The organism is Amycolatopsis thermalba (genome assembly GCF_023376025.1).
Taxonomy (GTDB): domain Bacteria; phylum Actinomycetota; class Actinomycetes; order Mycobacteriales; family Pseudonocardiaceae; genus Amycolatopsis_E; species Amycolatopsis_E thermalba.
In genome coordinates this window covers 480,161-499,880 of sequence record NZ_CP091196.1, presented here as the reverse complement: position 1 = coordinate 499,880, position 19,720 = coordinate 480,161, and the positions used below count along the sequence as shown (strand labels likewise).

The window sequence follows — 19,720 nt, the reverse complement described above, 5'->3', positions numbered from 1 at the left end:
GCGCGTGACGCCGAGGAGGGTCAGCCAGGTAGCGTCCGGGGCGCGCTGGACGGTGTTGCTGACCAAGACACCCCGCGCGGACACCGGCCCGAACGGCCGCGTGATCAGGACCGGTGCCGTCGTGCCTGGACGTAGATGCTCCACCACACCGCGGAAACCAGGACGCCACCGACGGCGACAAGCCAGTCCACCCAGGTGCGCTCGCCGCGAACCAGGAACAGGGCGGCGTGCCCAACCTGAATCAGCGTCCAAATGACCGAAATGACCAGCGCCATCCGCGGGTTCGGCCAGTTCGAGTCACCAGACACAGCCTCACCGTGGCACGCCACTGTCTCGCGCCGCACGCCACCGACGGAACAACCGATCATGCCTGCGCCCGTCCGCTGTCCTCCATGCCCGACCAGCCCGCGCGCAGGACTCGGTGGAGCGACGCCGAGCTCATGGCACTCGACACCAACCCGCAGGCCCGGCTGGTCATCGTCGAGGGCATGATCTCCGGCATCAGCTCCGGCCGGTGATCGAGCACGGCGCGGAAACCATGGACCGGATCTTCGCGAGCTGATCCGCTCCGAGCGCGGATCCGAAAACAAAGGTCCCAGAACGACACTCAGGCCCCGCCTCCGGGAAGGAGACGGGGCCTGAGTCTGTCGAGTGGGCCCAGGAGGACTTGAACCTCCGACCTCTTCGTTATCAGGCCAGATTTGGACCCCGTTTGATCTTGGGGAGTACCGCATCCGCCCTGGTCAGGAACGTCCGTGGAAGTCCGCCGACGTACGTCGGTCTACGGGGCGGTTGTCGCTCACTTTGACGCCCACCGGCAGGCCCCCTGACCAGGCGAAAGAGGCTGAACCATTGGGGGTAGCCCCCTATGTTCCAGCCTCAGTGACCCTGTGACAGGAAAGTAGTGTGGGGCGAGTTGTCACTCCCCTGTCACTCCTGTTTCCGCAGCTCAAGTGCCAGCGAGTAACAAAGTGACAGGTGTGACAGCGATGAGGTACCGGTGTCACTCGCTCAGCCACCGAGCAACGTTTCAAGTGTCTCGGCGGGCGTCGCGCAGCGGAAACCAGTGTCGTCATCGCACATGCTCGCGGCAGCATCATTGAAGGATGACGGAGTGGCGCGGTCGAAAGGACTGGTCCACGCCCCGCCCTTCAACTCGTAGCGGCCGTGACGTGTCTCGGTCGAGCACCACTCCCACACGTTGCCGCACATGTCGTAAACGCCGTAAGGGCTGATGCCGGTCTGGTAGCAGTCCACGGGCGTGGTCGAGCCGACGCCGTTCTCCCGGACGTTGCACTTGGCCGGCGTCGGCTGATCACCCCACGGGTAGACGGCGCCCCGCGTGCCGCGGGCTGCCTTCTCCCACTGCTGGCTCGTTGGCAGGGCCTTACCAGCCCACTCCGCGTAGGCCGTCGCGTCATTCCAGGTCACAAACACCACGGGGTGGTCACCGAGCTTCTCCACGTTCTCCTCGCTCCACCGCTGTGGCGCGGGATGCCCGGTCGCCGTGAGGAACTGCGCGTACTGAGCGTTCGTGACCGGGTAGACGTCGATGTAGAAGTCCGGCACCCAGATCGGTTCGTTGCTCGGGCCGGACAGGAAGACGCTGCCGTCGACCTTCACCATCGTGCTGCCGTCCGCGGGATGCCTCACGCGGCTGCTGCCGATGAGGTCGGGCATCGCTTCCCCGGCCGCATCGACCGGCACAAGGGAGCCGCCGGTCAGGTGCGAGAAGCGAGCACGGGTGTCAGCATCCGACCGCGCCAAACACGTGTCGAGGGCTGCCTGGTTGACGGGGCGCGGCCGGATGTTCTCCCGGCCCGCCTCCCACTTCGAGATCATCCGCTCACTCACACCGAGGTGTGCCGCGAACTCGCGAATGCTCATGCGCTTCGCCTCCCGAAGCGCGCGCACCTCGATCCCTGACCAGCGCTGAACCGTCGCCACTAGCTACTCCCCCACGGACTGGGCCTTCTCTGTGGAGCGTAGCGGGCTGTTGTCACCCGCTTACACAGCTTCGGAAGGAATGTCCGCGTACAGCTCCCGCAGCTCGTGCAGCACCTTGTGATCCGTAGGCCATTCCGTGCTGTCGACTGAGGCAATGGGCCTGATGCCGGTGGCTGCGTTCGTTGCGAATGCGGCCTCCATGCCCGACAGGTCCGATAGCGTCAGCGGCTCCGTCGCCACGGGCTCATCGAGCGCCTGGTTGATCAGCGTCATGGTGATGCCCTGCAACCACTCGGCACGCGGCCACACCACCCGTCCATCGCGGATGAACCCGATGTTCGAGGTCGCGATCTCGGAAATCGTGCCATCAGGGTTCAGGAACAGGACATCGTCGAACCCCTCCCGCTGAGCAGCCCGACGCCTGCGCAGTGCTCCGAACAGCCCGACGTGCTTGACCGCGGGGATCTCGCGCCGGTACGACGCGGCTTGCAGGCGCCAGGGCGCAGGTGTCGCCAGGCTTGCCGGCCGAGTCGTCACCAGCACGTGCGGATCAGCGTCTGATCCGATGGTCCCCAGGTCGAACGCGGGATCAAACACCGTCACCCGCACGACTGTGGCCGGTTCCGACGCAGCGAGCGCGCGCCGGATGAACTCTCGCACCCGATCGGTGTCCAGCTCGACATCGAACAGCTGGCGGCAGTCTCGCGCGAGACGTTGCATGTGGAGGGACAACCCCTTCACAGAGCCGTCCTGAACCAACATGGACGTGAAGTGCCCGTAGTTGGTCAAGGCGAGCGCCTTCATTTGCTCGATCGTGGCGGGCGAACCGTTCAACTCCATGCCCTCAGCCTCCCATTCCAACGCTCGCAACGCCCCTCCTCCCGGGCCGAAGTTCAGTGAAAGTTCAGGGCCTCAGGTTCGGCGAAAGTTCAGTAGTAGGGCGCTTTCGTGACAGTTCTCAGAATCCCGGCTTGGCCGCACTCTTGATGCATGAGCAACGCCGGCGCTCCGAAAGCCGAGAGTCACAACGAAAGGAGTCAGCATGGCCAAGCAGGACGTTCCCGGGACTGAAGACCGGCAGCGGGCTACTCCCGAAGGTTGTCACCGCCCTGGTCGTGCTCGCCCTGCTGGCGATCGTCGTCAAGCACCCGGCCGACGCGGCAACCTGGGCCAAGAGCATTGGCAGCGGGATCGGGGCGATTATCGACGGAATCGCCACGTTCGTCCGGCAGCTCAGCGCTTAACGCTGGGACTGCCGATCAAGCAGCTCAGTCAGGCGCTTCTCGATGTCTGCGAGCTGGCGGGCGGCACCGGCAAGCTCGGACTGCAAGCCCGCGACGTCATCCCGGATCGCCAAGAGCGCTTCGCTCTCGTTCACATCGGCCGACCGGTCGCGGACCCGCGCTCCAGCGTTCCGCTTGATCGTGACGAATCCCTGGTCGCGCAGCAGCCGCACGGCCGCGATCGCCGTGTTGACCGCCACGTCGTACTCACTGGCTAGCTGTCGATAGGGCGGCAACGGCGATCCCACGGGGTACTCCCCCGCCTCGATCTGCACCCGCAACGCGTCCGCCACCTGCCTGCTTGCGGGCGGCTTGCCGCTCGACTCAGCCGTATCAGCCACTCGTCCACCTTACCCAGATGTCTTACGACACGGGGTTGACAAGACCCCGCCGCCTCCCTAACGTCTTGCGACATAGAGATGTCTCAAGACATCACCCCAACGAACAGGAGAGCAATGAAGTTCGCACGGATCGCCAGCTCGGAAGCGCTCGATGCGCTGTTTCCGCTGGTCGATGAGGACATTTCCGCGGTGGCGCGGGATGAGGCGGTCGCGGCGGAAGTCGCCGAGATCGATGCACTGATCGAAGAGATGGAGCGCGAGTGGGCCGCCGCCGAGCGTGTTGAGGCGTTCCGGATCTCGCGTGAGCTGACCGACGAGGTCCGGGCCCGGCGCACCGCCCGGCGGGCGGCTCAGCAAGCACTGCGGTCGCTGCCGGTCCGGCTCGATGCGGTCACGGGGGAGGCGGCGTGATGATCCGCTACACCAGCGTCGAGGACTTCTACGACCGGCTCGCCGAGGCGCACGACCAGCAGGCGCAGGACGGCACCGAGCACGCGGTGACGCGCCAGGGCGCGCAAGCCCGGGCGGAGCACTACCGCGAGATCGCCGACCAGGCACGCCGCTCCCGCCGGGGAGGTGAGCGGTGATGCGGCACCGTTCGGTGCGGGCGCTCGCGCTGTTCGGGGCGTTGCAGGCGGTGTTTTCGGATGTGCACCCCTACTGCGACCAGATCGTGCAGTCCAGCGAGGACGCCAGCAAGAAGGGCCTGCCCGGGTGGGAGGGCGCGAAGCACTGCGCCCGCCACGTCACCACCTACACCGCCGGTCAGACGGTCGCCTCGGTCGCGGTGACCTCGGCGCTGGGCTACCGGCTGCCGCTGCGCGCGCTGGCCGCGGGCACGGCGGTCAACGCGGTCACCCACTACGTGATCGACCGGCGCGAGCCGTTCAAGCGGTTCCTGCGCAGCAAGTTCATCGGCAAGGGCGGCTACCTCGCGCACGCCACCGTCAAGCGCCGTGAGGGCGTGGTGGACGAGGGCGGCCCGGGGACGGCGCTGATGGAGATGGACCAGGCCGCGCACCGCCTCATCGGCGTGGCCGCCTCGCTGCTGACCACCTACCTCGCCACCCGCAACCACGACTGACCAGGAGAAACCCCATGAAGCTGAAGAAGAACCCCAAGGCCAACACGGGCGCCGTCCAGCTCACCGCGCTGAACCGGACCGGCACGTGCGCCGGGTGCGGCAAGCGGGTCGACAAGACCTCCAACTGCTGCGGCAAGCCCGCCTGCTCCCGCCGCATCGCCGCCCAGCTCTGACCCTGCACCCACCGCTGACCCCGAATCGCTTTGACCGGAAGGAACTGTCCTCAATGGCCGCCAAGGTCTGGATCGCCAAGTACCGCGAAGGCGAGTACGTCACCGACACCGACGGGCGCGAGTGGTGCGTCACCAGCTACACGCAGCGCAGCAACATCGCCTGGATCCGGCTGCGCGAGTTCGCCGGCTCCCGCTCGGTCACCGTCCAGGGGCCGCTGGGCTCGAAGAAGCCCATCCGCTAACCACCACTACCCAGGAGACACACAATGGACTTCTTGCAGGTCGACCGCATCAGCGGCCCGGTGGTCGTCAACGGCCGGGTCTACTACTCCCGCAACGGCGTGTCGGTCAACGGCCACACCGTCACCGACGCCGCCACCGGCCGCCGGTTGTCCGACCGCCCGATCCCGCACCCCGAACGCGGCTCGAACATGGTGTGCCGGGGCGGCCAGGTGTGGATCAACGGCGTCCGTATCGAGCCGGAGGAGGGCTGATGCCCGCCCCGTACAAGCCGGTGCGGACCGCCCGCCGCCCGCAGCCGATCACCGACGCCGAGTACGAGCTGCTGCGCGAGTGCCGCTGCCCCCGCATGCGCGGCACCCACGCCGCCGGCCACTGCGGCTCGGGCCACGACCCTTCCTCGGCAGAGAGGGAGGCCCGATGACCCGCTTGCTGATCACCGAGGTCCCCGGCGCGGCCCGAACCGCCAAGCACGCGGCCGCGCCGGGACTCCCCACCCAGCCACTTCCTGACCAGAACGGAGAGACACCCATGGTCGCACAGGCCATCTACCACCAGGCCTCACAGCGCACCGGCTTCCGCGTGCAGCTGGTGGCCGCGCCGGTCGACATCATCGCCCGCCGCCACCGCGAGGGCCAGTCGGTCTCGCAGATCACCCGCTACCTGCGCGCCCACCTCGGCCCGGAGAACCCGGTCGCCTCCCGCAGCTTCGTGGAGTGGGTCATCACCGCCACCGGGGGTGAGGGCCGGTGAGCACCGAACTCGTGTTCCGCTGCCTGGTCTGCGACCAGCCGCGCACCGAGGCGGACGTGCCGTGTGAGCTGTGCGGCGCTGCCCCGGACCTGCACGTGGTTGAGGGGGACGAGCTGGTCACCTACGACCCCTTCCGGCTCAACCGGCTGGTCTCCGCCGCTGCTGCTGCACGGGTGGCGCACGCGCTGGCGGTGCTGGCCGACAGTCACCACTACCGCGCGCGACTGTGGGCGGACCGCGACGCCCCGCGCGCTCAGTGGCACCGGACGGAAGCGGCGTCCCTGGAGTGGATGCGGGCCGCCGAGCTGGCCCGCGCCGAGTTGGAGGAGACCGCGTGAGCGCCCGCATCGCGGTCGGCACCACACCGGCCCAGGTCAAAACCCTGTGCATCCGCCGCTACGAGGACACCACCGGCAAGCGGTGGCGGGAGGCCACCGAGACGGCCAAGCGGAAGTGGCTGGAGAAGACCGAGCCGGTGATCCGCGCCGAGGAAGGCATCGCCGCCGATGCGGTGTGGCGGGACGGGGCGTGGCAGCCCGCCGGCCAAACCGACCTGTTCTCCCTGACCGACGCCGACACGGAGGTACCGGCATGAGCAAGACCAAGCTGAACGTGCTGCCCAAGAAGAACACCCTGCGCAAGCTGCTCTGGCTCGGCCTGCTCGTGGCCGCGGTGGTGTGGATCGTGCAGCACCCCTACCAGGCCCGGCACGCGCTGGACAACGTGGTGCACGCGCTGACCGTGCTGTTCTCCGGCTGGGGCAGGTGAGCGGTGATGACCGATTCTCGTAGTCGCGCTGTGCGCAAGCTTGCCGAGGCGGAGCTGGCGGTGTCGGACTGGGCCGATGTCATCCGGCAGGGCGCGGAGAGGCGCGTGGGCAGTCACGATGCCGAGGCCGTCGTCGCGGACGCCGCCTACAGCCAGGCGCTGGCGCTCTTCCGTCTGGTGGGCAACGCTGCGGCGGCGTTCACCGCCCACGCCGAAGAGATCGAGCGGGGTGGCCGGTGATGTCGATGTTCGAGGTTCTGCGCCGGTTCGGGACGTTGGCGCTGCTGGTGTTCACCGGCGCGGTGCTGCTGTTCCTGCTGCTGCACCTGGTCCGCGTTCCGCTGGTGCTGATCGCGAAGGTCCTGGAGATCACGATGCGCCGCCTGGACGGCTTCGTGGCGAAGCACGCGAGCAAGCCCCCGGCCGGTCCGGTCAACCAGTTCTTCCACCACCCCACCACCACCCGGGAGGAGGCCATCAATGTTCACGCCTGAGCCCAAGCCCACCACCGGCCACACCGGACAGACCGACCGCGAGGTCCAAGCACGCCGCTCGGCCGACGTGGCGATCTACCAGCGCCCGGGCACCCCGACTCGCACCACGCAGGCGGTGTCGTGGGTGGGCTGGCACCTGCTCGAACTGGGCGGGGTGCTGTTCCCGCTCGGCCTCGGGGCGACCGTCTGGGACGGCTTCTACGCCCTGTCGCTGCTGGCCGCCCTGGGGTGGGTGGCGAACGAGCTGCGGCTGCGCCGCCAGCAGCGTGCCCTGCGTGCCCGCGCCGGTGCCGCGCAGGACGGGGAGGTGCCGGAATGAGGGTGACCCGGATCGCTGATGTGGCGCAGGCGTGGACGGTTGTGGTGACCGTCCCGAATGGAGAGACCGTGGCGGCCGGGAGCTGGCCGGACCTGATCGAGGCCCGCACCTGGGCGCGCGCGACGAACCGGGCGCGGGTGGCGCGGGTGCGGGGTGTGCTGCCGCTGGTGTCGGCGCGTGACCTGATGACCGAGCTGGAAAGGGGGATGTGGCAGTGAGCTGGTATGAGGAGCGGCGGGAGAACAAGCGCACGGAGGCGATGATCCGCCGGGAGGACGCCGCCGCGGCCGCGCAGGTGCGCATCGCCGAGCGGCAGGCGGCCGCGCAGATCAAGCGCGCGGATGCCCAAGCCCGCCGCGAGGCCCAGCAGCAGGCCACCGCCGCCCGGCGCGCCCGGCGCGCCGCCGTGGTGCGTGGCCTGCGGCTGTGGCTTGGCCGGCACGTGGTTGAGCTGCTGATCTACCCGATCGCGCTGCTGTCGTTCGTGCTGGCGGCCCCGGCGATGGCCCGCTACGGCATCGAGGTGTTCGCCTCCGAGCTGGGCGCGCTGCTGCCCGGGATCACCGAATTCGGGATGTGGGCGTTCGCGATCGCGGTGGTGATCGAGCGGCGGCGCCACCCGGACCGCTCGGTGTGGGGGCTGGTGGCCGGGGTGCTGGTGTTCGGCGCGGTCGCCTTCGGCATCAACTTCACCCACGGCCTGACCACCGCCTGGGACCACGGCGTGGTCATGGGCACCGCCTCAATCGCAGGGGTGGTCGCCCACCAGCTCACCCTCGCCACCGCCCCGAAGTCCGGGCAGCAGCGGCGGGAGGCCCGGATCGAGCGGGCCGCCGCCCGCAAGGTCGCCCGCATCCGCAAGGCCGCCGTCAAGCGCGCGGTGGCCGAGATCGAGGCGGACGGGTCGGCCCGGCTGCTCTACGCCCCCGGCCGCTACACCCTCACCCGGCGCGGCCTGAAGCCCGCGACCGTGCCCGGCCTGCCGGTGGCCGAGTCCACCGACTGGGACCGCGAGCTGGCCGACCTGCTCGCCACCACCGGCGCGGCCACCGCCACCGGCGTGACGCCCTCGATCGAGGGCGAGCAGGAGCCCGGGGACTCGATCGAGGGCGGGTCGGTCGCCACCCTCGATCACGGCCCTGACCTGCATGAGTCGAGCCCGGACCGGCCGGTGATCGACCGCAAGCCCGGCCGGTCGATGGAGCAGCTCCGCGCCGAGCTGGCCGCCGCGATCGAGGCCGGGACGGTCAACCCGCGCTCGGCGGAGTCGATCCGCAAGACGCTGCGCGTGTCGGCCGCCCGCGCCCGCCAGCTCCGCGACGAACACACCAAGGGAGGCCGCAAGTGACCCAGCAGCACGAGCAGGACGAGTTGGCGCAGGTGCACTACCTGCCCACCCGCCGCGCCGACGCCACCCCGAGCCCGTCGGAGACGGAGGTGGTTGAGGGTGAGCTGATCTCCGAGGAGGAGTACCAGCGGCTGTTCACCCAGCGCGGGCAGGCGATCGAGCGGTACAAGGGCTACCGCCGCGACCTGGTCACCGCCGGACGGGCGGTGAAGACCGTCGCCTTCCACGACCTCACGAAGGCGGCGGTGAAGGCCACCGGGCGGCACGTGTTCGGCTACCCGATCGCCGGGGCCGTGGTGGTGCTCAAGCGGTGGCGCGACACCCACGGCGCATCCCGCTACGAGCGGCAGATGCTGGCCGCGGAGATGGAAGGCAACCACGAGCGGCTGCTGGAGTGGGAGGCCCGTGACGTGGCGGAGAAGCAGCGCCGCCACCAGCGGGTCATGGACTGGGTGGCCGCGCCCGGCCAGTGGATCAAGGCCGGGGCGCTCGGGATCGTCGGCGTGGCCGGGTTTCTGCTGGTCCTCGGGATGATCCTGGCGGTCAGCTCCGGGCACATCGCCGATGTCATCGGCCCCATCACCGCGGTAGTCGATGCGATCGCGTTCGCGGTGTGGTTCGTGGTCACCTACGGCGCGTTCCTGCTGACCGGGGGCACCGCGGCCGGGTTCTACTACCTGCACCACCAGGGCCGCAAGCACGTCGACCTGCCCGGCTGGCTGCGCTCGGCCCCGACCGCCGCGGGCGGCCCCGAAGTCGAGGTGGACGAGTCGGTGATCATGAACGCGCTGCGCAACCTCGGGCACCCGGCGCTGAACAAGAAGCTCAAGGAGGGCTGGGGCACCGCCATCACCCCGACCTGGGTGCAGCCGCCACTGCCGGTCAGCCACGGCTGGGAATTCGTCCTCCGGCTCCCGGCCGGGGTGCCCGCGACCAGCATCAACGCCCGCAAGACCGTGCTCGCACACAACCTCGGCCGACGCCCGGAAGAGGTGTGGGTCGAAGTCGACGACAACGACCCGATGGCGATGAAGTGCCTGGTCCTCGATCCCGGGTCGCTGCGCAAGCCGGTGCCGGACTACCCGCTGCTCGATGGCGGTCAGACCGACTTCTGGACCGGGTTCCCGGTCGGCATCGATGCCCGCTGGAACCAGGTCGACACCCCGGTATTCGAGCGCAACTTCGTGTGGGCCGGGATCATGGGCTCCGGCAAGTCCGAGCAGATCAACGACCTGCTCGCCGGGGCGGTGCTGGACCCGGTGGTGGACATCGACGTGTTCTGCTTCGCCGAGAACAACGACTACGAGTGGCTGCGCCCGGTCGCCTCAACCATCTCCATGGGCGACACCGCGGAGAACGTCCAGGCGTGCATGGACCACATCCATGCCCTGCACGACTCCCTCGCCGAACGCGGCCAGCTCTTCCGGGAGTACGGCATCAACTCCCTGACCCGGGAAGCGGCGGAGAAGGACGACCGGCTGCGGCCCCGGATCGTGATCATCGACGAGTGCCAGAGCTTCTTCCGGCAGGACAAGCCCGAAGACCGGCGCGAGGTGGTCAACCTGGTCGTGCGGTTCTTCTCCGCCGCCCGCAAGTACGGCATCGTGCTCGGGTTCGCCACCCCCACCCCGTCGGACCTGTCCCTCCCGCGGGACCTGATCGCCGTCACCACCAACAAAGCTTGCCACGCCATCGGCGACAAGACCCGCAACAACGTCGTGCTCGGCGAGAAGGCGTACGAGAACGGGCTCTCAGCGCTGGAACTCAAGCCCGCGGTGAAGAAGGGCGGCAAGATCGTGGCCCTCAACGACGTCGGCACGTCGGTCACGGTCGGGTTCATGGACCAGCCCGGGCTGTTGCGCGCCTTCCACCTCACCAGCGAGCAGAAGGCCGCGATCGTCGCCCGCGGTGTCGAGCTGCGCGGCGGCCGGGTGCGTCGGGCCGCGATCGAGCAGCCGCAGCAGCGGGACCTGCTCGCCGACGTGGCCGCCGTGCTGCTGCCCGGCGAGGACAAGGCCAAGGCCACCGACGTGTGCGCGCGGCTGCGCGAGCTGGCCCCCGGCTACCGGCCCTACATCGGGCTCACCGCCGAGAACCTGCGCGACCAGCTCGCCGAGCACGGCTGCAAGGTCACCAAGGTCGGCGTCCTCATGGTGTTCACCGAGCGTGTCCAGCAGGCGCTGGCCGCCCGCGAGGGAGGGAACGCCTGACCCGGCCGGAGAACCCGCCCGCAAGCCCGCCGCGCGGGCGGGTTCTCCCTCCACTCCCTCGCTCCCTTCACCACTGAAACCGCAGATCACCCCTAGGGAAGCCACCCAGGGACGCGCCGAGGGAATTTTCCCTACCCGCCACCGGATTCCCTCGCCCGCTCCCTCCCGATTCCCTACCCCCGCACGCCACCGATCGTCACACACAGTCACTTTCGGAGGTTCGATGACCACCCGCCTCGCCCGCCTGATCGCCCGGTTCGTCGCCACCTGCAAGTGCGGAGCCCGCATCCCGGCCGACCAGGTCATGTGCTCGGACTGCGCCAACAAGTAGCCCACTGTCGCGAAAGGACACGCCACCGATGGGAAGCAACAAAGGACTCGTGCACCGCGGCTCCAAGTCCTGGTGGACCGGCGACGTCAAGACCCTCTGCGGTCTCATCATCCCCGGCCGGGACGCCAAGTCGCCGTGGCTCACCAGCCCGGCCTGCCCGCAGTGCGAGGCCGTTCTCGAAGCCCGCAAGCGCAAGTAGCCCACCGACCCTGCCGGGCCGCCCGTCCGACTCGCCTCCGGGCGGCCCGGCAGTCCCAAGACCGTCAGCACTCGCGAAAGGTTCCCCATGCCTACCGCCACCGCGACCGACGCCCTGACCGACCCGGAGCGCCAGTTCCTCGGCTGCCTGATGCAGCTGCCCGCCCGCCCGGCGCGGCGGCTGCTGGCCGGGATGCGCGCCACCGACTTCACCGGCGGCATGTCCGCCCACGTCCTCCAACTCGCCATCGAGGTCGTGGCCGCCGAGCACACCCCGGCCCCGGTCACCCTCTACACCCACGCCATCGCCACCGGGCAGGCACCGGGCGAGAAGCGCCGCGAGTGGCTGTCCGGCTGGCTGGCCGACACCTTCCGCGACGCCCCCGTGCCCGGGCTGGCCGACCACCTCAAGGGCGTCCTGTTGGAGGCCGCGTGGCGACGTGCGCTGCTCGCCCACGCCCGCCGGATCGAGCAGGCCGTGGCCGGCTCGCCCACGGCGGTGCTGCGTGAGCTGGCCGACGACACCGCCGCCATCGACGAGCTGTGGACCCGCTATGAGGCCGCTACGACGGCCAACCCGACGCACTTGGAGGTGGCTGCCTGATGTTCACCGTGACCGACCTGTTCTGCGGCGCCGGGGGTTCCGGGCTCGGCGCGACCGCCGTGCCGGGTGTGGAGCTGGTGATGGCTGCCAACCACAGTCCGCGGGCGATCGAGACCCACGCCGCGAACTTCCCCGGCTGCGAGCACGACTGCGCCGACATCTCCCAAGTGGAGCCGCGCCGCTACCGGCGCACCAACATCCTGTGGGCAAGCCCGGAGTGCACCAACCACTCGATCGCGAAGGGCCGCAAGCGCGCCAGCGTGCAGCCGAGCCTGTTCGACGAGCCCGTGCCGGACCACGTGGCGGAGCGGTCGCGGGCGACGATGTGGGACGTGCCCCGCTTCGCCGAGGTGCACCGCTACGACGCCGTGATCGTGGAGAACGTGGTCGATGCGGCGAAGTGGGCGCCGTTTCGGGCGTGGCTGCTGGCGATGGACTCCTACGGCTACGAGCACAAGATCGTGTCGCTGAACTCCATGCACGCCCCGGCGATCGCCGCGCCGCGCGCGCCGCAGTCGCGGGACCGGATGTACGTGGTGTTCTGGCGCAAGGGCAACCCCGCCCCGAACCTCGACATCCGCCCGAAGGCGTGGTGCCCCACCTGCGAGCGGGAGGTGCGGGCGATCCAGGCGTGGAAGGGCACCGCACGGGTCGGCCGCTACCGGCAGCAGTACCTCTACCGCTGCCCATCGGCCACCTGCCGTCACCAGATCGTGGAGCCCTACGTGCTGCCTGCGGCGGCCGCGATCGACTGGAGCCTGCCCGGGCAGCGCATCGGCGACCGCGACAAGCCCCTGTCCGCCAAGACCCTCGCCCGCATCCGGGCCGGGATGCTGCGCTACGCCACGCCGCAACTGGTCACTGCGGGCGGCTCGTGGAACGACACCAGCTACCCGACCAGCCAGCCGTTCCGGACCCGCACCACGAGGGAGGCCGAAGGGCTGATCGTGCCGCTGGAAGGCCGCGACGGCAAAGAAGCCCGCCACACCGGCGAGCCGTTCCGGACGCAGACCACGCGGCACCAGGACGCCCTGGTGGTGCCCTACTACGGCACCGCCACCACCGCCGGGCCGGCCAGCGACCCCATCGGCACGCTCACCACCCGCGACCGCTACGGGCTGGCGTTCATCGCCGAGCTGCGCGGGGGCGGCTCCACCGCCCGCGACGTCCGCGAGCCCCTGGCCACCGTCTGCGCCAGCGGCAACCACCACATGCTCGTCCGCCAGCGCCCCGCATCCCAGCCCCACCGGGCCGGGCTGGACCTCGCGCGGTTCGCGGTCGGCACCGACGGCACCACCCACAACCGCGGAGACCTGCCACCGGCTGTCGCGAACGCCTCGTTCCGGATGCTCACCGTCGCCGAGATCCAGGCCGCCATGGCGTTCACCCCGGATTACGTGATCACCGGCAGCAAGCGCGAGCAGGTGCGCCAGCTCGGCAACGGCGTCACCCCGCCCGCCGCTGAATGGCTCGTCCGCTCCGTCGTCGCCTCCCTCGACACCACCGTCCACGACAGCTTGGAGGCTGCCTGATGACCCCAAATCGCGGGGCGACGCTGCTCGCCCAGCTCCACGACGCGCTGACCCGGTACGTCGTGATGCCCTCCGACCAGGCCACCGATGCCGTGGTGCTCTGGATCGCCGCCACCCACGTCCAACCCGCGTGGGCGCACGCGCCGCGGCTGGTGATCCGGGCACCGGAGCGGCGGTGCGGCAAGTCGCGGCTGCTCGACATCGTGGAAGCCACCAGCCACGACCCGCTGATCACGGTCAACGCCAGCCCCGCGGCGGTGTACCGCTCGATCACCCCGGACCCGCCGGTGCTGCTGGTGGACGAGGCCGACACCATCTTCGGGCCGAAGGCCGGGGACAACGAGGACCTGCGCGGGCTGCTCAACGCCGGACACCAGCGCGGCCGGCCAGCTCTGCGCTACGACGCCGCCACCTCCAAGGTCGTCACCATCCCCACCTTCGCCATGGCCGCGCTCGCCGGGATCGGCGCGATGCCCGACACCATCGAGGACCGCGCCGTGGTCGTGCACATGCGCCGCCGCGCCGCCGGGGAGAAGACGTTCCCCTACCGCGCCCGCCGCGACCGGGAACCGCTCCGCGCGCTGGCGCAGCAGCTCACCGAGTGGCTGCGCGGGGACATGGCCATCCTCGAGCGAGCCGAGCCCGCCATGCCGGTTGAGGACCGGGCAGCCGACACCTGGGAACCGCTGGTGGCCGTCGCCGACCACGCCGGGGGCGACTGGCCGGAACGCGCCCGCGCCGCCGCCGTGGAGATGACCCGCGAGCACAACGAGACCGGGGAAATCTCCGACCGGCTGCGGCTGCTCATCGACTGCCGCACCGCCTTCGCCGACGACCTCGCGTTGCCCACGGCCGAGCTGCTGCACCGCCTGCGCGGACTGGAGGAGTCCCCGTGGCGGGAGTTCGGGCCGACCGGGCTCACCGCCATGAAGCTCGGCTCGCTGCTCAAGGAGTACGGCATCCGCTCGGCCACCATCCGCTTCCCCGGCAGCGGGCAAGCCAAGGGCTACCAGCGCGCGGACTTCGCCGATGCCTGGAACCGCTACGCACCCGATCTCGACACCTCGGCAGGGGGTGAGCCGTCCCAGCCGTACCAGCCTCATAACCGCAGCTCAGACCCGGTACGGCTTGACGAGTGGTACGGCTCAAGCCGTACCAGCAAAAAAGCCGTACCGCCCCTGACCAGCAAAAACGACGCTGGTACGGCTGGGACGGCAACCCCCCTCAAAGTCGTCGGCAACAACGCCTGACCGCCCGCATGAAGGAGGAATGCGATGGACACGCCACCGGTGCCTGAGCGGCAGCTCTACCGCATCACCGAGGCCATGCGCCTGCTGTCGATGAGCCGATCCGTCATCTACGAGCAGATCCGTGCGGGACGCCTCCTCTCGGTCAAACAGGGCCGGGCCCGGCTCATCCCGGCCCGGGCGATCAGCGACTACGTCCAACTCCTCATCGACGAATCGGAGGTCATGAGTGGCGAAGCAGCGTAGCAACGGCGACGGGGGACTGTTCTGGGAGGAATCCCGGCAGCGCTGGCGCGCTGAGGTCACCATCGGCTACACCCCGGCCGGAAAGCGCCGGACGCGAAGGGCCTACGCCAAGACCAAGACCGAGGCCAAGAGCAAGCTCAAAGAGCTGTTCAAGGACCTCGAAGAGGGCATCACCGAAGACCGGAAGTACACCGTCGCACACGCGGTCCGCGACTTCCTCGCATACGGCCTGCCACGGCGCAGCACCGGCACGGTGGACAAGCTCACCAACCTGGCAAACACGCACATCATCCCCGGCTTAGGCGCCCGGAAGCTCCGGGAGCTGACAGCCGACGACGTGGACCGCTGGCTGGCCGATCGAGCGAAAGTGCTGTCCACTCGCTCGCTCCGGGAGGTGCTGTCGCTGCTCCGGCGCAGCATCGAGCGAGCCCAGAAGCGCGAGAAGGTGCGCCGCAACGTCGTGCTCCTCTGCGAGGTCCCCGAGGGCCGGGCGGGACGTCCCTCGAAGTCCCTGACGCTCGAACAGGCGGAAGCCGTGCTGCGGGCTGCTGAGGGGACGCCGATGCGCGCCTACGTGGTTGTGTCGCTCCTCACTGGCGCGCGGACCGAGGAGATGCGAGCACTGACCTGGTCGCACGTCGATCTCGTCGGCCGCCCGGACGGCAACCCGCCCATCCCGCCGCACATGATGGTGTGGCGCTCGGTCCGCGAGCACGGCGACACGAAGACGCGGAAGTCTCGCCGGTCGCTGGCCCTGCCGAAGCGCTGTGTCGAGGCGCTGAGGGCACACCAGGCCAAGCAGGACTACATGCGGACGTTGGCGCGCGACCGGTGGCAGGAGACCGGCCTGGTGTTCTCCTCCGCCGTGGGGACCGAACTGGACGCCGCCAACGTCCGCCGCGCGTTCCGGAAGGTGGTCGAAAAGGCCGGGCTGGAAGCCAAGGACTGGACGCCTCGTGAGCTACGGCACAGCTTCGTCTCGCTGCTCTCAGACAGCGGCGTACCGATCGAGCAGATTTCGCGCCTGATGGGCCACAACGGGACGGCCGTGACCGAGCTGGTCTACCGGCACCAGCTCCGACCGGTGATCGAGCACGGCGCCGAAGCGATGGACCGGATCTTCGCGAGCTGACCGCTCCAAGCACGGATCTGCGGGCAATGTCGCTCAGAATGACGCTCAGCCCCCGTTTCCCTTGGTTGGGAGACGGGGGCTGAGCTGCTGTGGGCCCAGGAGGACTTGAACCTCCGACCTCTTCGTTATCAGCGAAGCGCTCTAACCGCCTGAGCTATGGGCCCTCGAACGGAGAGAAGACTACAACATGCCTTCTACTCGCGTTCCGACAGGGTCACCTCCAGGCCTCCGGCCAGGTCGGCGGACACGTTGTAGATGAACGCGCTCACCGTGGCCAGCGCCGAGAGCAGCACGATGTTGATCGCGCCGAGGATGGCTGCGATGCCGAACACCCGGCCGGCGCTGATGAGTGGCTCGTTGGTCACGCCGGCGCCCTCGCCGGACACCAGGGACGAGTACGTGCCGTTCAGCTTGTCCCAGACGCCCATGCCGTCCAGCACCGTGTACAGCACGCCGACGGCCACCAGCCACACGAAGAACAGCGCGACACCGAGAACCAGCGACAGCTTCAGCACCGACCACGGGTCGAACCGCTTGATCTGCAGGCTCGCCCGGCGCGGGCCGCGACCGGGGCGGCGCAAGGCGCTGGGCGCCGAACGTCCCTTGGTGCCGGCACTGGCCACGCTCACCGTCTCCTGCCCCCTCAACCCTGCCAACGCGTCGTCGCGCGCCGCGGGGTTGCCGAACAGACCCTGCGCCGCCGAACCGCTGACGACGGGATTGTCGTCACCGTTCGAGTACAACACAGTTTTCTCGGCCTGGCCTTCCGACGACCACCCATCGCGGTAACCACCGCTCGACTCGGTGGTCGTGCCCTGACCGGCGTCACGGCTCAGCCGCTGCCAGGGCGGCGTGCCCGCGTCACCGGTCTGCGCACCGTGCTGTTCGGGGTTCTCCGGTGTCGTCACTTAGCTCTCTTCCGAGACGGGTTCTTCGGTTCCTCCGTTGCCTTCACCATTACCGACGCCCGAGGGCTCATCAGCGTTGCGTGCCACCGCGAGAAGAGTCGTCCCCTCCCCGAGGTTGATCAGCCGCACGCCCTTCGTCTGCCGGCCCGCCTTGCGCACCTGGTCCGCCGGCGTGCGGATGACCCCGCCGCTGGAGGTGATGGCGTAGAGCTCGTCGTCGGCGTCGACGATGAGCGCCCCCACCAGCCTGCCACGCTTGCGGTCGTGCTGGATGGTCAGCACGCCCTTGCCGCCGCGGCCCTGCACCGGGTAGTCCTCGATCGGCGTCCGCTTGGCGTAGCCGCCGTCGGTCGCGACCAGCAGGAACTTGTCCGGCTTGACCACGTTCAGCGCGAGCAGCTCGTCACCGTCGTTGAACCGCATGCCGAGCACACCCGAGGTCGGGCGGCCCATCGGGCGCAGCGTCTCGTCGGTGGCGTGGAAGCGGATCGACTGGCCCTCGGCCGACACCAGCAGCAGGTCGTCCTCCGGCCCGGCGAGCACCGCGCCGACCAGCTCGTCGCCCTCGCGCAGGTTGATGCCGATCAGGCCGCCGGAGCGGTTCGAGTCGAACTCGCTCAGCCGCGTCTTCTTGACCAGGCCCTTCTTCGTGGCCAGCACCAGGTACGGCGCGACCTCGTAGTTCGGGATCTCGATGATCTGCGCGATCGTCTCGTCCGGCTGGAACGCGAGCAGGTTCGCCACGTGCTGGCCACGCGCGGCGCGGTTCGCCTCGGGCAGCTCGTAGGCCTTCGCGCGGTAGACGCGGCCCTTGTTGGTGAAGAACAGGATCCAGTCGTGCGTCGAGCACACGAAGAAGTGCTGGACGATGTCGTCCTGCTTGAGCTGGGCACCCTGCACACCCTTGCCGCCGCGGCGCTGCGACCGGTACAGGTCGGTCTTGGTCCGCTTCGCGTAGCCGGTGCGCGTGATGGTGACCACCACGTCCTCGACCGCGATCAGGTCCTCGACCGACACGTCGCCGTCGAACGGGATGATCTGGGTGCGCCGGTCGTCGCCGAACTTGTCGACGATCTCGGTCAGCTCGTCCTTGACGATCTGACGCTGCCGCTCCGGCTTGTCCAGGATGTCCTGCAGGTCGGCGATCTCGAGTTCGATCTTCGCCAGCTCGTCGACGATCTTCTGGCGCTCCAGGGCGGCCAGGCGGCGCAGCTGCATGTCCAGGATCGCGGTGGCCTGGATCTCGTCGATGTCCAGCAGCTCGATCAGGCCGGTGCGCGCCTCGTCGACCGTCGGCGAGCGGCGGATCAACGCGATGACCTCGTCCAGCTGGTCCAGCGCCTTGACCAGGCCGCGCAGGATGTGGGCGCGTTCCTCGGCCTTGCGCAGGCGGAACCGGGTCCGCCGGACGATGACCTCGATCTGGTGCTTGACGTAGTGCCGGACGACCTGGTCCAGCCGCAGCGTGCGCGGCACCCCGTCGACCAGGGCCAGCATGTTGACGCCGAAGTTGTACTGCAGCTGGGTGTGCTTGTAGAGGTTGTTCAGCACGACCTTGGCGACCGCGTCCCGCTTGAGCGTGACCACGATCCGCATGCCGCGCCGGCTGTTCGACTCGTCGGCGATGTCGGCGATGCCGGTCAGCTTGCCGTCGCGCACCAGGGTGGCGATGTTCTCCACCAGGTTGTCCGGGTTGACCTGGTAGGGCAGCTCGGTGACGACCAGGGTGGTCCGGCCGCGGGTGTCCTCTTCGACCTCGACCACCGCGCGCATCCGGATCGAGCCGCGGCCGGTGCGGTAGGCCTCCTCGATCCCGGACGTGCCCAGGATCAGGCCCTTCGTCGGGAAGTCCGGCCCCTTGATGCGCTGCATGAGCGCGGCGAGTGTCTCGTCCTCGCCGGCTTCCCAGTTGTCCAGCGCCCAGATCACGCCGTCGGCGACCTCGCGCAGGTTGTGCGGCGGGATGTTGGTCGCCATGCCGACCGCGATCCCCGACGTGCCGTTGACCAGCAGGTTCGGGATGCGCGACGGCAGGACGTCCGGCTCCTGCGTGCGGCCGTCGTAGTTCGGCGAGAAGTCGACGGTCTCCTCTTCGATGTCCCGCAGCATCTCCATCGCCAGCGGGTCGAGGCGCGACTCGGTGTACCGCATGGCCGCCGCGGGGTCGTTGCCCGGCGAGCCGAAGTTGCCCTGGCCGTCGATCAGCGGGTACCGCAGCGCCCACGGCTGGGCCAGCCGCACGAGGGCGTCGTAGATCGCCGAGTCGCCGTGCGGGTGGTAGTTGCCCATCACGTCGCCGACCACGCGCGAGCACTTGTTGTACCCGCGGTCCGGCCGGAAACCCGAGTCGTACATCGAGTACAGCACCCGGCGGTGCACCGGCTTGAGCCCGTCGCGCACGTCCGGCAGGGCGCGCGACACGATCACGCTCATCGCGTATTCGATGTACGAGCGCTGCATCTCGTGCTGGATGTCGACCGGCTCGGTGCGGTCGTGTTCCGGCGGCATGGTTTCCGTCATGGGGTCCTTCTACTGACGAATGGGCAAGGCGGAGTCGGGGCG

Annotated in this window: 31 protein-coding genes and 1 tRNA gene; 25 read left to right on the top strand and 7 right to left on the bottom strand. The window is 69.4% G+C overall.

The window, feature by feature from the left end; genetic code table 11:
- Positions 1-104: 104 nt before the first annotated feature.
- On the bottom strand, positions 105-275 hold the full coding sequence (locus tag L1857_RS02495; protein ID WP_162831024.1) for a hypothetical protein: 171 nt from the start codon (positions 273-275) through the stop codon (positions 105-107).
- 117 nt (positions 276-392) lie between these two features.
- Between L1857_RS02495 and L1857_RS35310 the strand changes: the two genes are divergently transcribed.
- Positions 393-518, top strand: coding sequence for a hypothetical protein (locus L1857_RS35310; RefSeq protein WP_255407829.1), 126 nt, complete (start codon positions 393-395; stop codon positions 516-518).
- A gap of 493 nt (positions 519-1,011) precedes the next feature.
- Here the strand turns inward: L1857_RS35310 and L1857_RS02490 are convergent, their stop codons facing one another.
- On the bottom strand, positions 1,012-1,947 hold the full coding sequence (locus L1857_RS02490) for an SUMF1/EgtB/PvdO family nonheme iron enzyme (protein ID WP_094003350.1): 936 nt from the start codon (positions 1,945-1,947) through the stop codon (positions 1,012-1,014).
- Positions 1,948-2,007: 60 nt separating this feature from the next.
- Positions 2,008-2,787 carry an aminotransferase class IV family protein gene (locus L1857_RS02485; protein WP_094003372.1) on the bottom strand — a complete coding sequence of 260 codons (780 nt, stop codon included), beginning with the start codon at positions 2,785-2,787 and terminating at the stop codon, positions 2,008-2,010.
- Between the two features lie 131 nt (positions 2,788-2,918).
- Between L1857_RS02485 and L1857_RS02480 the strand changes: the two genes are divergently transcribed.
- Complete coding sequence (locus tag L1857_RS02480) at positions 2,919-3,191, top strand: hypothetical protein (RefSeq protein WP_094003349.1); 273 nt, start codon at positions 2,919-2,921, stop codon at positions 3,189-3,191.
- Here L1857_RS02480 and L1857_RS02475 read toward each other — a convergent pair.
- Complete coding sequence (locus L1857_RS02475) at positions 3,188-3,571, bottom strand: GntR family transcriptional regulator (RefSeq protein WP_094003348.1); 384 nt, start codon at positions 3,569-3,571, stop codon at positions 3,188-3,190. The genes L1857_RS02480 and L1857_RS02475 overlap by 4 nt on opposite strands.
- A 114-nt stretch (positions 3,572-3,685) precedes the next feature.
- Between L1857_RS02475 and L1857_RS02470 the strand changes: the two genes are divergently transcribed.
- From L1857_RS02470 to L1857_RS02360, 23 genes are all read left to right on the top strand, one after another.
- Positions 3,686-3,982, top strand: a complete 297-nt coding sequence (locus tag L1857_RS02470; RefSeq protein ID WP_094003347.1) for a hypothetical protein — start codon at positions 3,686-3,688, stop codon at positions 3,980-3,982.
- Positions 3,979-4,158, top strand: a complete 180-nt coding sequence (locus L1857_RS02465; protein WP_094003346.1) for a hypothetical protein — start codon at positions 3,979-3,981, stop codon at positions 4,156-4,158. The genes L1857_RS02470 and L1857_RS02465 overlap by 4 nt, the downstream gene beginning before the upstream one ends.
- Complete coding sequence (locus L1857_RS02460; RefSeq protein ID WP_094003345.1) at positions 4,158-4,655, top strand: hypothetical protein; 498 nt, start codon at positions 4,158-4,160, stop codon at positions 4,653-4,655. Before L1857_RS02465 ends, L1857_RS02460 begins: the two co-directional genes overlap by 1 nt.
- Before the next feature lie 14 nt (positions 4,656-4,669).
- Entirely contained in the window at positions 4,670-4,828 is a 159-nt protein-coding gene (locus tag L1857_RS02455; RefSeq protein ID WP_158224387.1) for a hypothetical protein, read from the top strand.
- 53 nt (positions 4,829-4,881) lie between these two features.
- A complete protein-coding gene (locus L1857_RS02450; RefSeq protein ID WP_094003344.1) occupies positions 4,882-5,070 on the top strand; it encodes a hypothetical protein in 189 nt (62 codons plus the stop codon).
- 24 nt (positions 5,071-5,094) lie between these two features.
- A complete protein-coding gene (locus tag L1857_RS02445) occupies positions 5,095-5,322 on the top strand; it encodes a hypothetical protein (protein ID WP_094003343.1) in 228 nt (75 codons plus the stop codon).
- A complete protein-coding gene (locus L1857_RS02440; protein WP_158224386.1) occupies positions 5,322-5,492 on the top strand; it encodes a hypothetical protein in 171 nt (56 codons plus the stop codon). Before L1857_RS02445 ends, L1857_RS02440 begins: the two co-directional genes overlap by 1 nt.
- Positions 5,489-5,821 (top strand): hypothetical protein, encoded by a 333-nt coding sequence (locus L1857_RS02435; protein ID WP_143266131.1) that lies wholly within the window; start codon positions 5,489-5,491, stop codon positions 5,819-5,821. The genes L1857_RS02440 and L1857_RS02435 overlap by 4 nt, the downstream gene beginning before the upstream one ends.
- On the top strand, positions 5,818-6,159 hold the full coding sequence (locus tag L1857_RS02430; protein WP_094003341.1) for a hypothetical protein: 342 nt from the start codon (positions 5,818-5,820) through the stop codon (positions 6,157-6,159). Before L1857_RS02435 ends, L1857_RS02430 begins: the two co-directional genes overlap by 4 nt.
- Positions 6,156-6,416 (top strand): hypothetical protein, encoded by a 261-nt coding sequence (locus L1857_RS02425; protein ID WP_094003340.1) that lies wholly within the window; start codon positions 6,156-6,158, stop codon positions 6,414-6,416. The genes L1857_RS02430 and L1857_RS02425 overlap by 4 nt, the downstream gene beginning before the upstream one ends.
- Complete coding sequence (locus tag L1857_RS02420) at positions 6,413-6,589, top strand: hypothetical protein (RefSeq protein WP_167481439.1); 177 nt, start codon at positions 6,413-6,415, stop codon at positions 6,587-6,589. The genes L1857_RS02425 and L1857_RS02420 overlap by 4 nt, the downstream gene beginning before the upstream one ends.
- 30 nt (positions 6,590-6,619) lie before the next feature.
- Entirely contained in the window at positions 6,620-6,829 is a 210-nt protein-coding gene (locus L1857_RS02415; RefSeq protein ID WP_094003339.1) for a hypothetical protein, read from the top strand.
- Positions 6,829-7,083 (top strand): hypothetical protein, encoded by a 255-nt coding sequence (locus tag L1857_RS02410; RefSeq protein WP_094003371.1) that lies wholly within the window; start codon positions 6,829-6,831, stop codon positions 7,081-7,083. The genes L1857_RS02415 and L1857_RS02410 overlap by 1 nt, the downstream gene beginning before the upstream one ends.
- Positions 7,070-7,402 (top strand): hypothetical protein, encoded by a 333-nt coding sequence (locus tag L1857_RS02405; RefSeq protein WP_094003338.1) that lies wholly within the window; start codon positions 7,070-7,072, stop codon positions 7,400-7,402. The genes L1857_RS02410 and L1857_RS02405 overlap by 14 nt, the downstream gene beginning before the upstream one ends.
- Positions 7,399-7,620 (top strand): hypothetical protein, encoded by a 222-nt coding sequence (locus L1857_RS02400; protein WP_143266130.1) that lies wholly within the window; start codon positions 7,399-7,401, stop codon positions 7,618-7,620. The genes L1857_RS02405 and L1857_RS02400 overlap by 4 nt, the downstream gene beginning before the upstream one ends.
- Complete coding sequence (locus L1857_RS02395) at positions 7,617-8,750, top strand: hypothetical protein (RefSeq protein ID WP_094003337.1); 1,134 nt, start codon at positions 7,617-7,619, stop codon at positions 8,748-8,750. The genes L1857_RS02400 and L1857_RS02395 overlap by 4 nt, the downstream gene beginning before the upstream one ends.
- Positions 8,747-10,960 (top strand): FtsK/SpoIIIE domain-containing protein, encoded by a 2,214-nt coding sequence (locus L1857_RS02390; RefSeq protein WP_094003336.1) that lies wholly within the window; start codon positions 8,747-8,749, stop codon positions 10,958-10,960. Before L1857_RS02395 ends, L1857_RS02390 begins: the two co-directional genes overlap by 4 nt.
- Before the next feature lie 359 nt (positions 10,961-11,319).
- A complete protein-coding gene (locus tag L1857_RS02385) occupies positions 11,320-11,490 on the top strand; it encodes a hypothetical protein (RefSeq protein ID WP_167481440.1) in 171 nt (56 codons plus the stop codon).
- Between the two features lie 87 nt (positions 11,491-11,577).
- Positions 11,578-12,093: a hypothetical protein gene (locus L1857_RS02380; RefSeq protein WP_094003335.1), complete on the top strand. Its 516-nt coding sequence runs from the start codon at positions 11,578-11,580 to the stop codon at positions 12,091-12,093.
- On the top strand, positions 12,093-13,625 hold the full coding sequence (locus tag L1857_RS02375; RefSeq protein WP_249464353.1) for a DNA cytosine methyltransferase: 1,533 nt from the start codon (positions 12,093-12,095) through the stop codon (positions 13,623-13,625). The genes L1857_RS02380 and L1857_RS02375 overlap by 1 nt, the downstream gene beginning before the upstream one ends.
- Positions 13,625-14,875 carry a DUF3631 domain-containing protein gene (locus tag L1857_RS02370; RefSeq protein ID WP_094003333.1) on the top strand — a complete coding sequence of 417 codons (1,251 nt, stop codon included), beginning with the start codon at positions 13,625-13,627 and terminating at the stop codon, positions 14,873-14,875. The genes L1857_RS02375 and L1857_RS02370 overlap by 1 nt, the downstream gene beginning before the upstream one ends.
- Before the next feature lie 24 nt (positions 14,876-14,899).
- Positions 14,900-15,118: a helix-turn-helix domain-containing protein gene (locus L1857_RS02365; protein ID WP_094003332.1), complete on the top strand. Its 219-nt coding sequence runs from the start codon at positions 14,900-14,902 to the stop codon at positions 15,116-15,118.
- Entirely contained in the window at positions 15,102-16,250 is a 1,149-nt protein-coding gene (locus L1857_RS02360; RefSeq protein ID WP_094003331.1) for a site-specific integrase, read from the top strand. Before L1857_RS02365 ends, L1857_RS02360 begins: the two co-directional genes overlap by 17 nt.
- A 90-nt stretch (positions 16,251-16,340) precedes the next feature.
- On the opposite strand, the gene L1857_RS02355 is transcribed toward L1857_RS02360, so the two are convergent.
- The 3 genes from L1857_RS02355 to gyrA all read right to left on the bottom strand — a co-directional run bounded on the left by L1857_RS02355 (position 16,341) and on the right by gyrA (position 19,678).
- A tRNA-Ile gene (locus tag L1857_RS02355) sits at positions 16,341-16,414 on the bottom strand.
- Between the two features lie 30 nt (positions 16,415-16,444).
- A complete protein-coding gene (locus tag L1857_RS02350) occupies positions 16,445-17,158 on the bottom strand; it encodes a DUF3566 domain-containing protein (RefSeq protein ID WP_094003330.1) in 714 nt (237 codons plus the stop codon).
- Positions 17,159-19,678, bottom strand: coding sequence for a DNA gyrase subunit A (gene gyrA / locus L1857_RS02345; RefSeq protein WP_094003329.1), 2,520 nt, complete (start codon positions 19,676-19,678; stop codon positions 17,159-17,161).
- Positions 19,679-19,720 lie beyond the last annotated feature (42 nt).

What these genes read in the sequence shown, in the direction of transcription:
- L1857_RS02495 (WP_162831024.1), bottom strand. Translation starts at nt 275, where the DNA reads ATGGCGCTGGTCATTTCGGTCATTTGGACGCTGATTCAGGTTGGGCAC.
- L1857_RS35310 (WP_255407829.1), top strand. Translation starts at nt 393, where the DNA reads ATGCCCGACCAGCCCGCGCGCAGGACTCGGTGGAGCGACGCCGAGCTC.
- L1857_RS02485 (WP_094003372.1), bottom strand. Translation starts at nt 2,787, where the DNA reads ATGGAGTTGAACGGTTCGCCCGCCACGATCGAGCAAATGAAGGCGCTC.
- L1857_RS02470 (WP_094003347.1), top strand. Translation starts at nt 3,686, where the DNA reads ATGAAGTTCGCACGGATCGCCAGCTCGGAAGCGCTCGATGCGCTGTTT.
- L1857_RS02460 (WP_094003345.1), top strand. Translation starts at nt 4,158, where the DNA reads ATGCGGCACCGTTCGGTGCGGGCGCTCGCGCTGTTCGGGGCGTTGCAG.
- L1857_RS02455 (WP_158224387.1), top strand. Translation starts at nt 4,670, where the DNA reads ATGAAGCTGAAGAAGAACCCCAAGGCCAACACGGGCGCCGTCCAGCTC.
- L1857_RS02450 (WP_094003344.1), top strand. Translation starts at nt 4,882, where the DNA reads ATGGCCGCCAAGGTCTGGATCGCCAAGTACCGCGAAGGCGAGTACGTC.
- L1857_RS02445 (WP_094003343.1), top strand. Translation starts at nt 5,095, where the DNA reads ATGGACTTCTTGCAGGTCGACCGCATCAGCGGCCCGGTGGTCGTCAAC.
- L1857_RS02440 (WP_158224386.1), top strand. Translation starts at nt 5,322, where the DNA reads ATGCCCGCCCCGTACAAGCCGGTGCGGACCGCCCGCCGCCCGCAGCCG.
- L1857_RS02435 (WP_143266131.1), top strand. Translation starts at nt 5,489, where the DNA reads ATGACCCGCTTGCTGATCACCGAGGTCCCCGGCGCGGCCCGAACCGCC.
- L1857_RS02420 (WP_167481439.1), top strand. Translation starts at nt 6,413, where the DNA reads ATGAGCAAGACCAAGCTGAACGTGCTGCCCAAGAAGAACACCCTGCGC.
- L1857_RS02410 (WP_094003371.1), top strand. Translation starts at nt 6,829, where the DNA reads ATGTCGATGTTCGAGGTTCTGCGCCGGTTCGGGACGTTGGCGCTGCTG.
- L1857_RS02405 (WP_094003338.1), top strand. Translation starts at nt 7,070, where the DNA reads ATGTTCACGCCTGAGCCCAAGCCCACCACCGGCCACACCGGACAGACC.
- L1857_RS02400 (WP_143266130.1), top strand. Translation starts at nt 7,399, where the DNA reads ATGAGGGTGACCCGGATCGCTGATGTGGCGCAGGCGTGGACGGTTGTG.
- L1857_RS02385 (WP_167481440.1), top strand. Translation starts at nt 11,320, where the DNA reads ATGGGAAGCAACAAAGGACTCGTGCACCGCGGCTCCAAGTCCTGGTGG.
- L1857_RS02380 (WP_094003335.1), top strand. Translation starts at nt 11,578, where the DNA reads ATGCCTACCGCCACCGCGACCGACGCCCTGACCGACCCGGAGCGCCAG.
- L1857_RS02375 (WP_249464353.1), top strand. Translation starts at nt 12,093, where the DNA reads ATGTTCACCGTGACCGACCTGTTCTGCGGCGCCGGGGGTTCCGGGCTC.
- L1857_RS02370 (WP_094003333.1), top strand. Translation starts at nt 13,625, where the DNA reads ATGACCCCAAATCGCGGGGCGACGCTGCTCGCCCAGCTCCACGACGCG.
- L1857_RS02365 (WP_094003332.1), top strand. Translation starts at nt 14,900, where the DNA reads ATGGACACGCCACCGGTGCCTGAGCGGCAGCTCTACCGCATCACCGAG.
- gyrA (WP_094003329.1), bottom strand. Translation starts at nt 19,678, where the DNA reads ATGACGGAAACCATGCCGCCGGAACACGACCGCACCGAGCCGGTCGAC.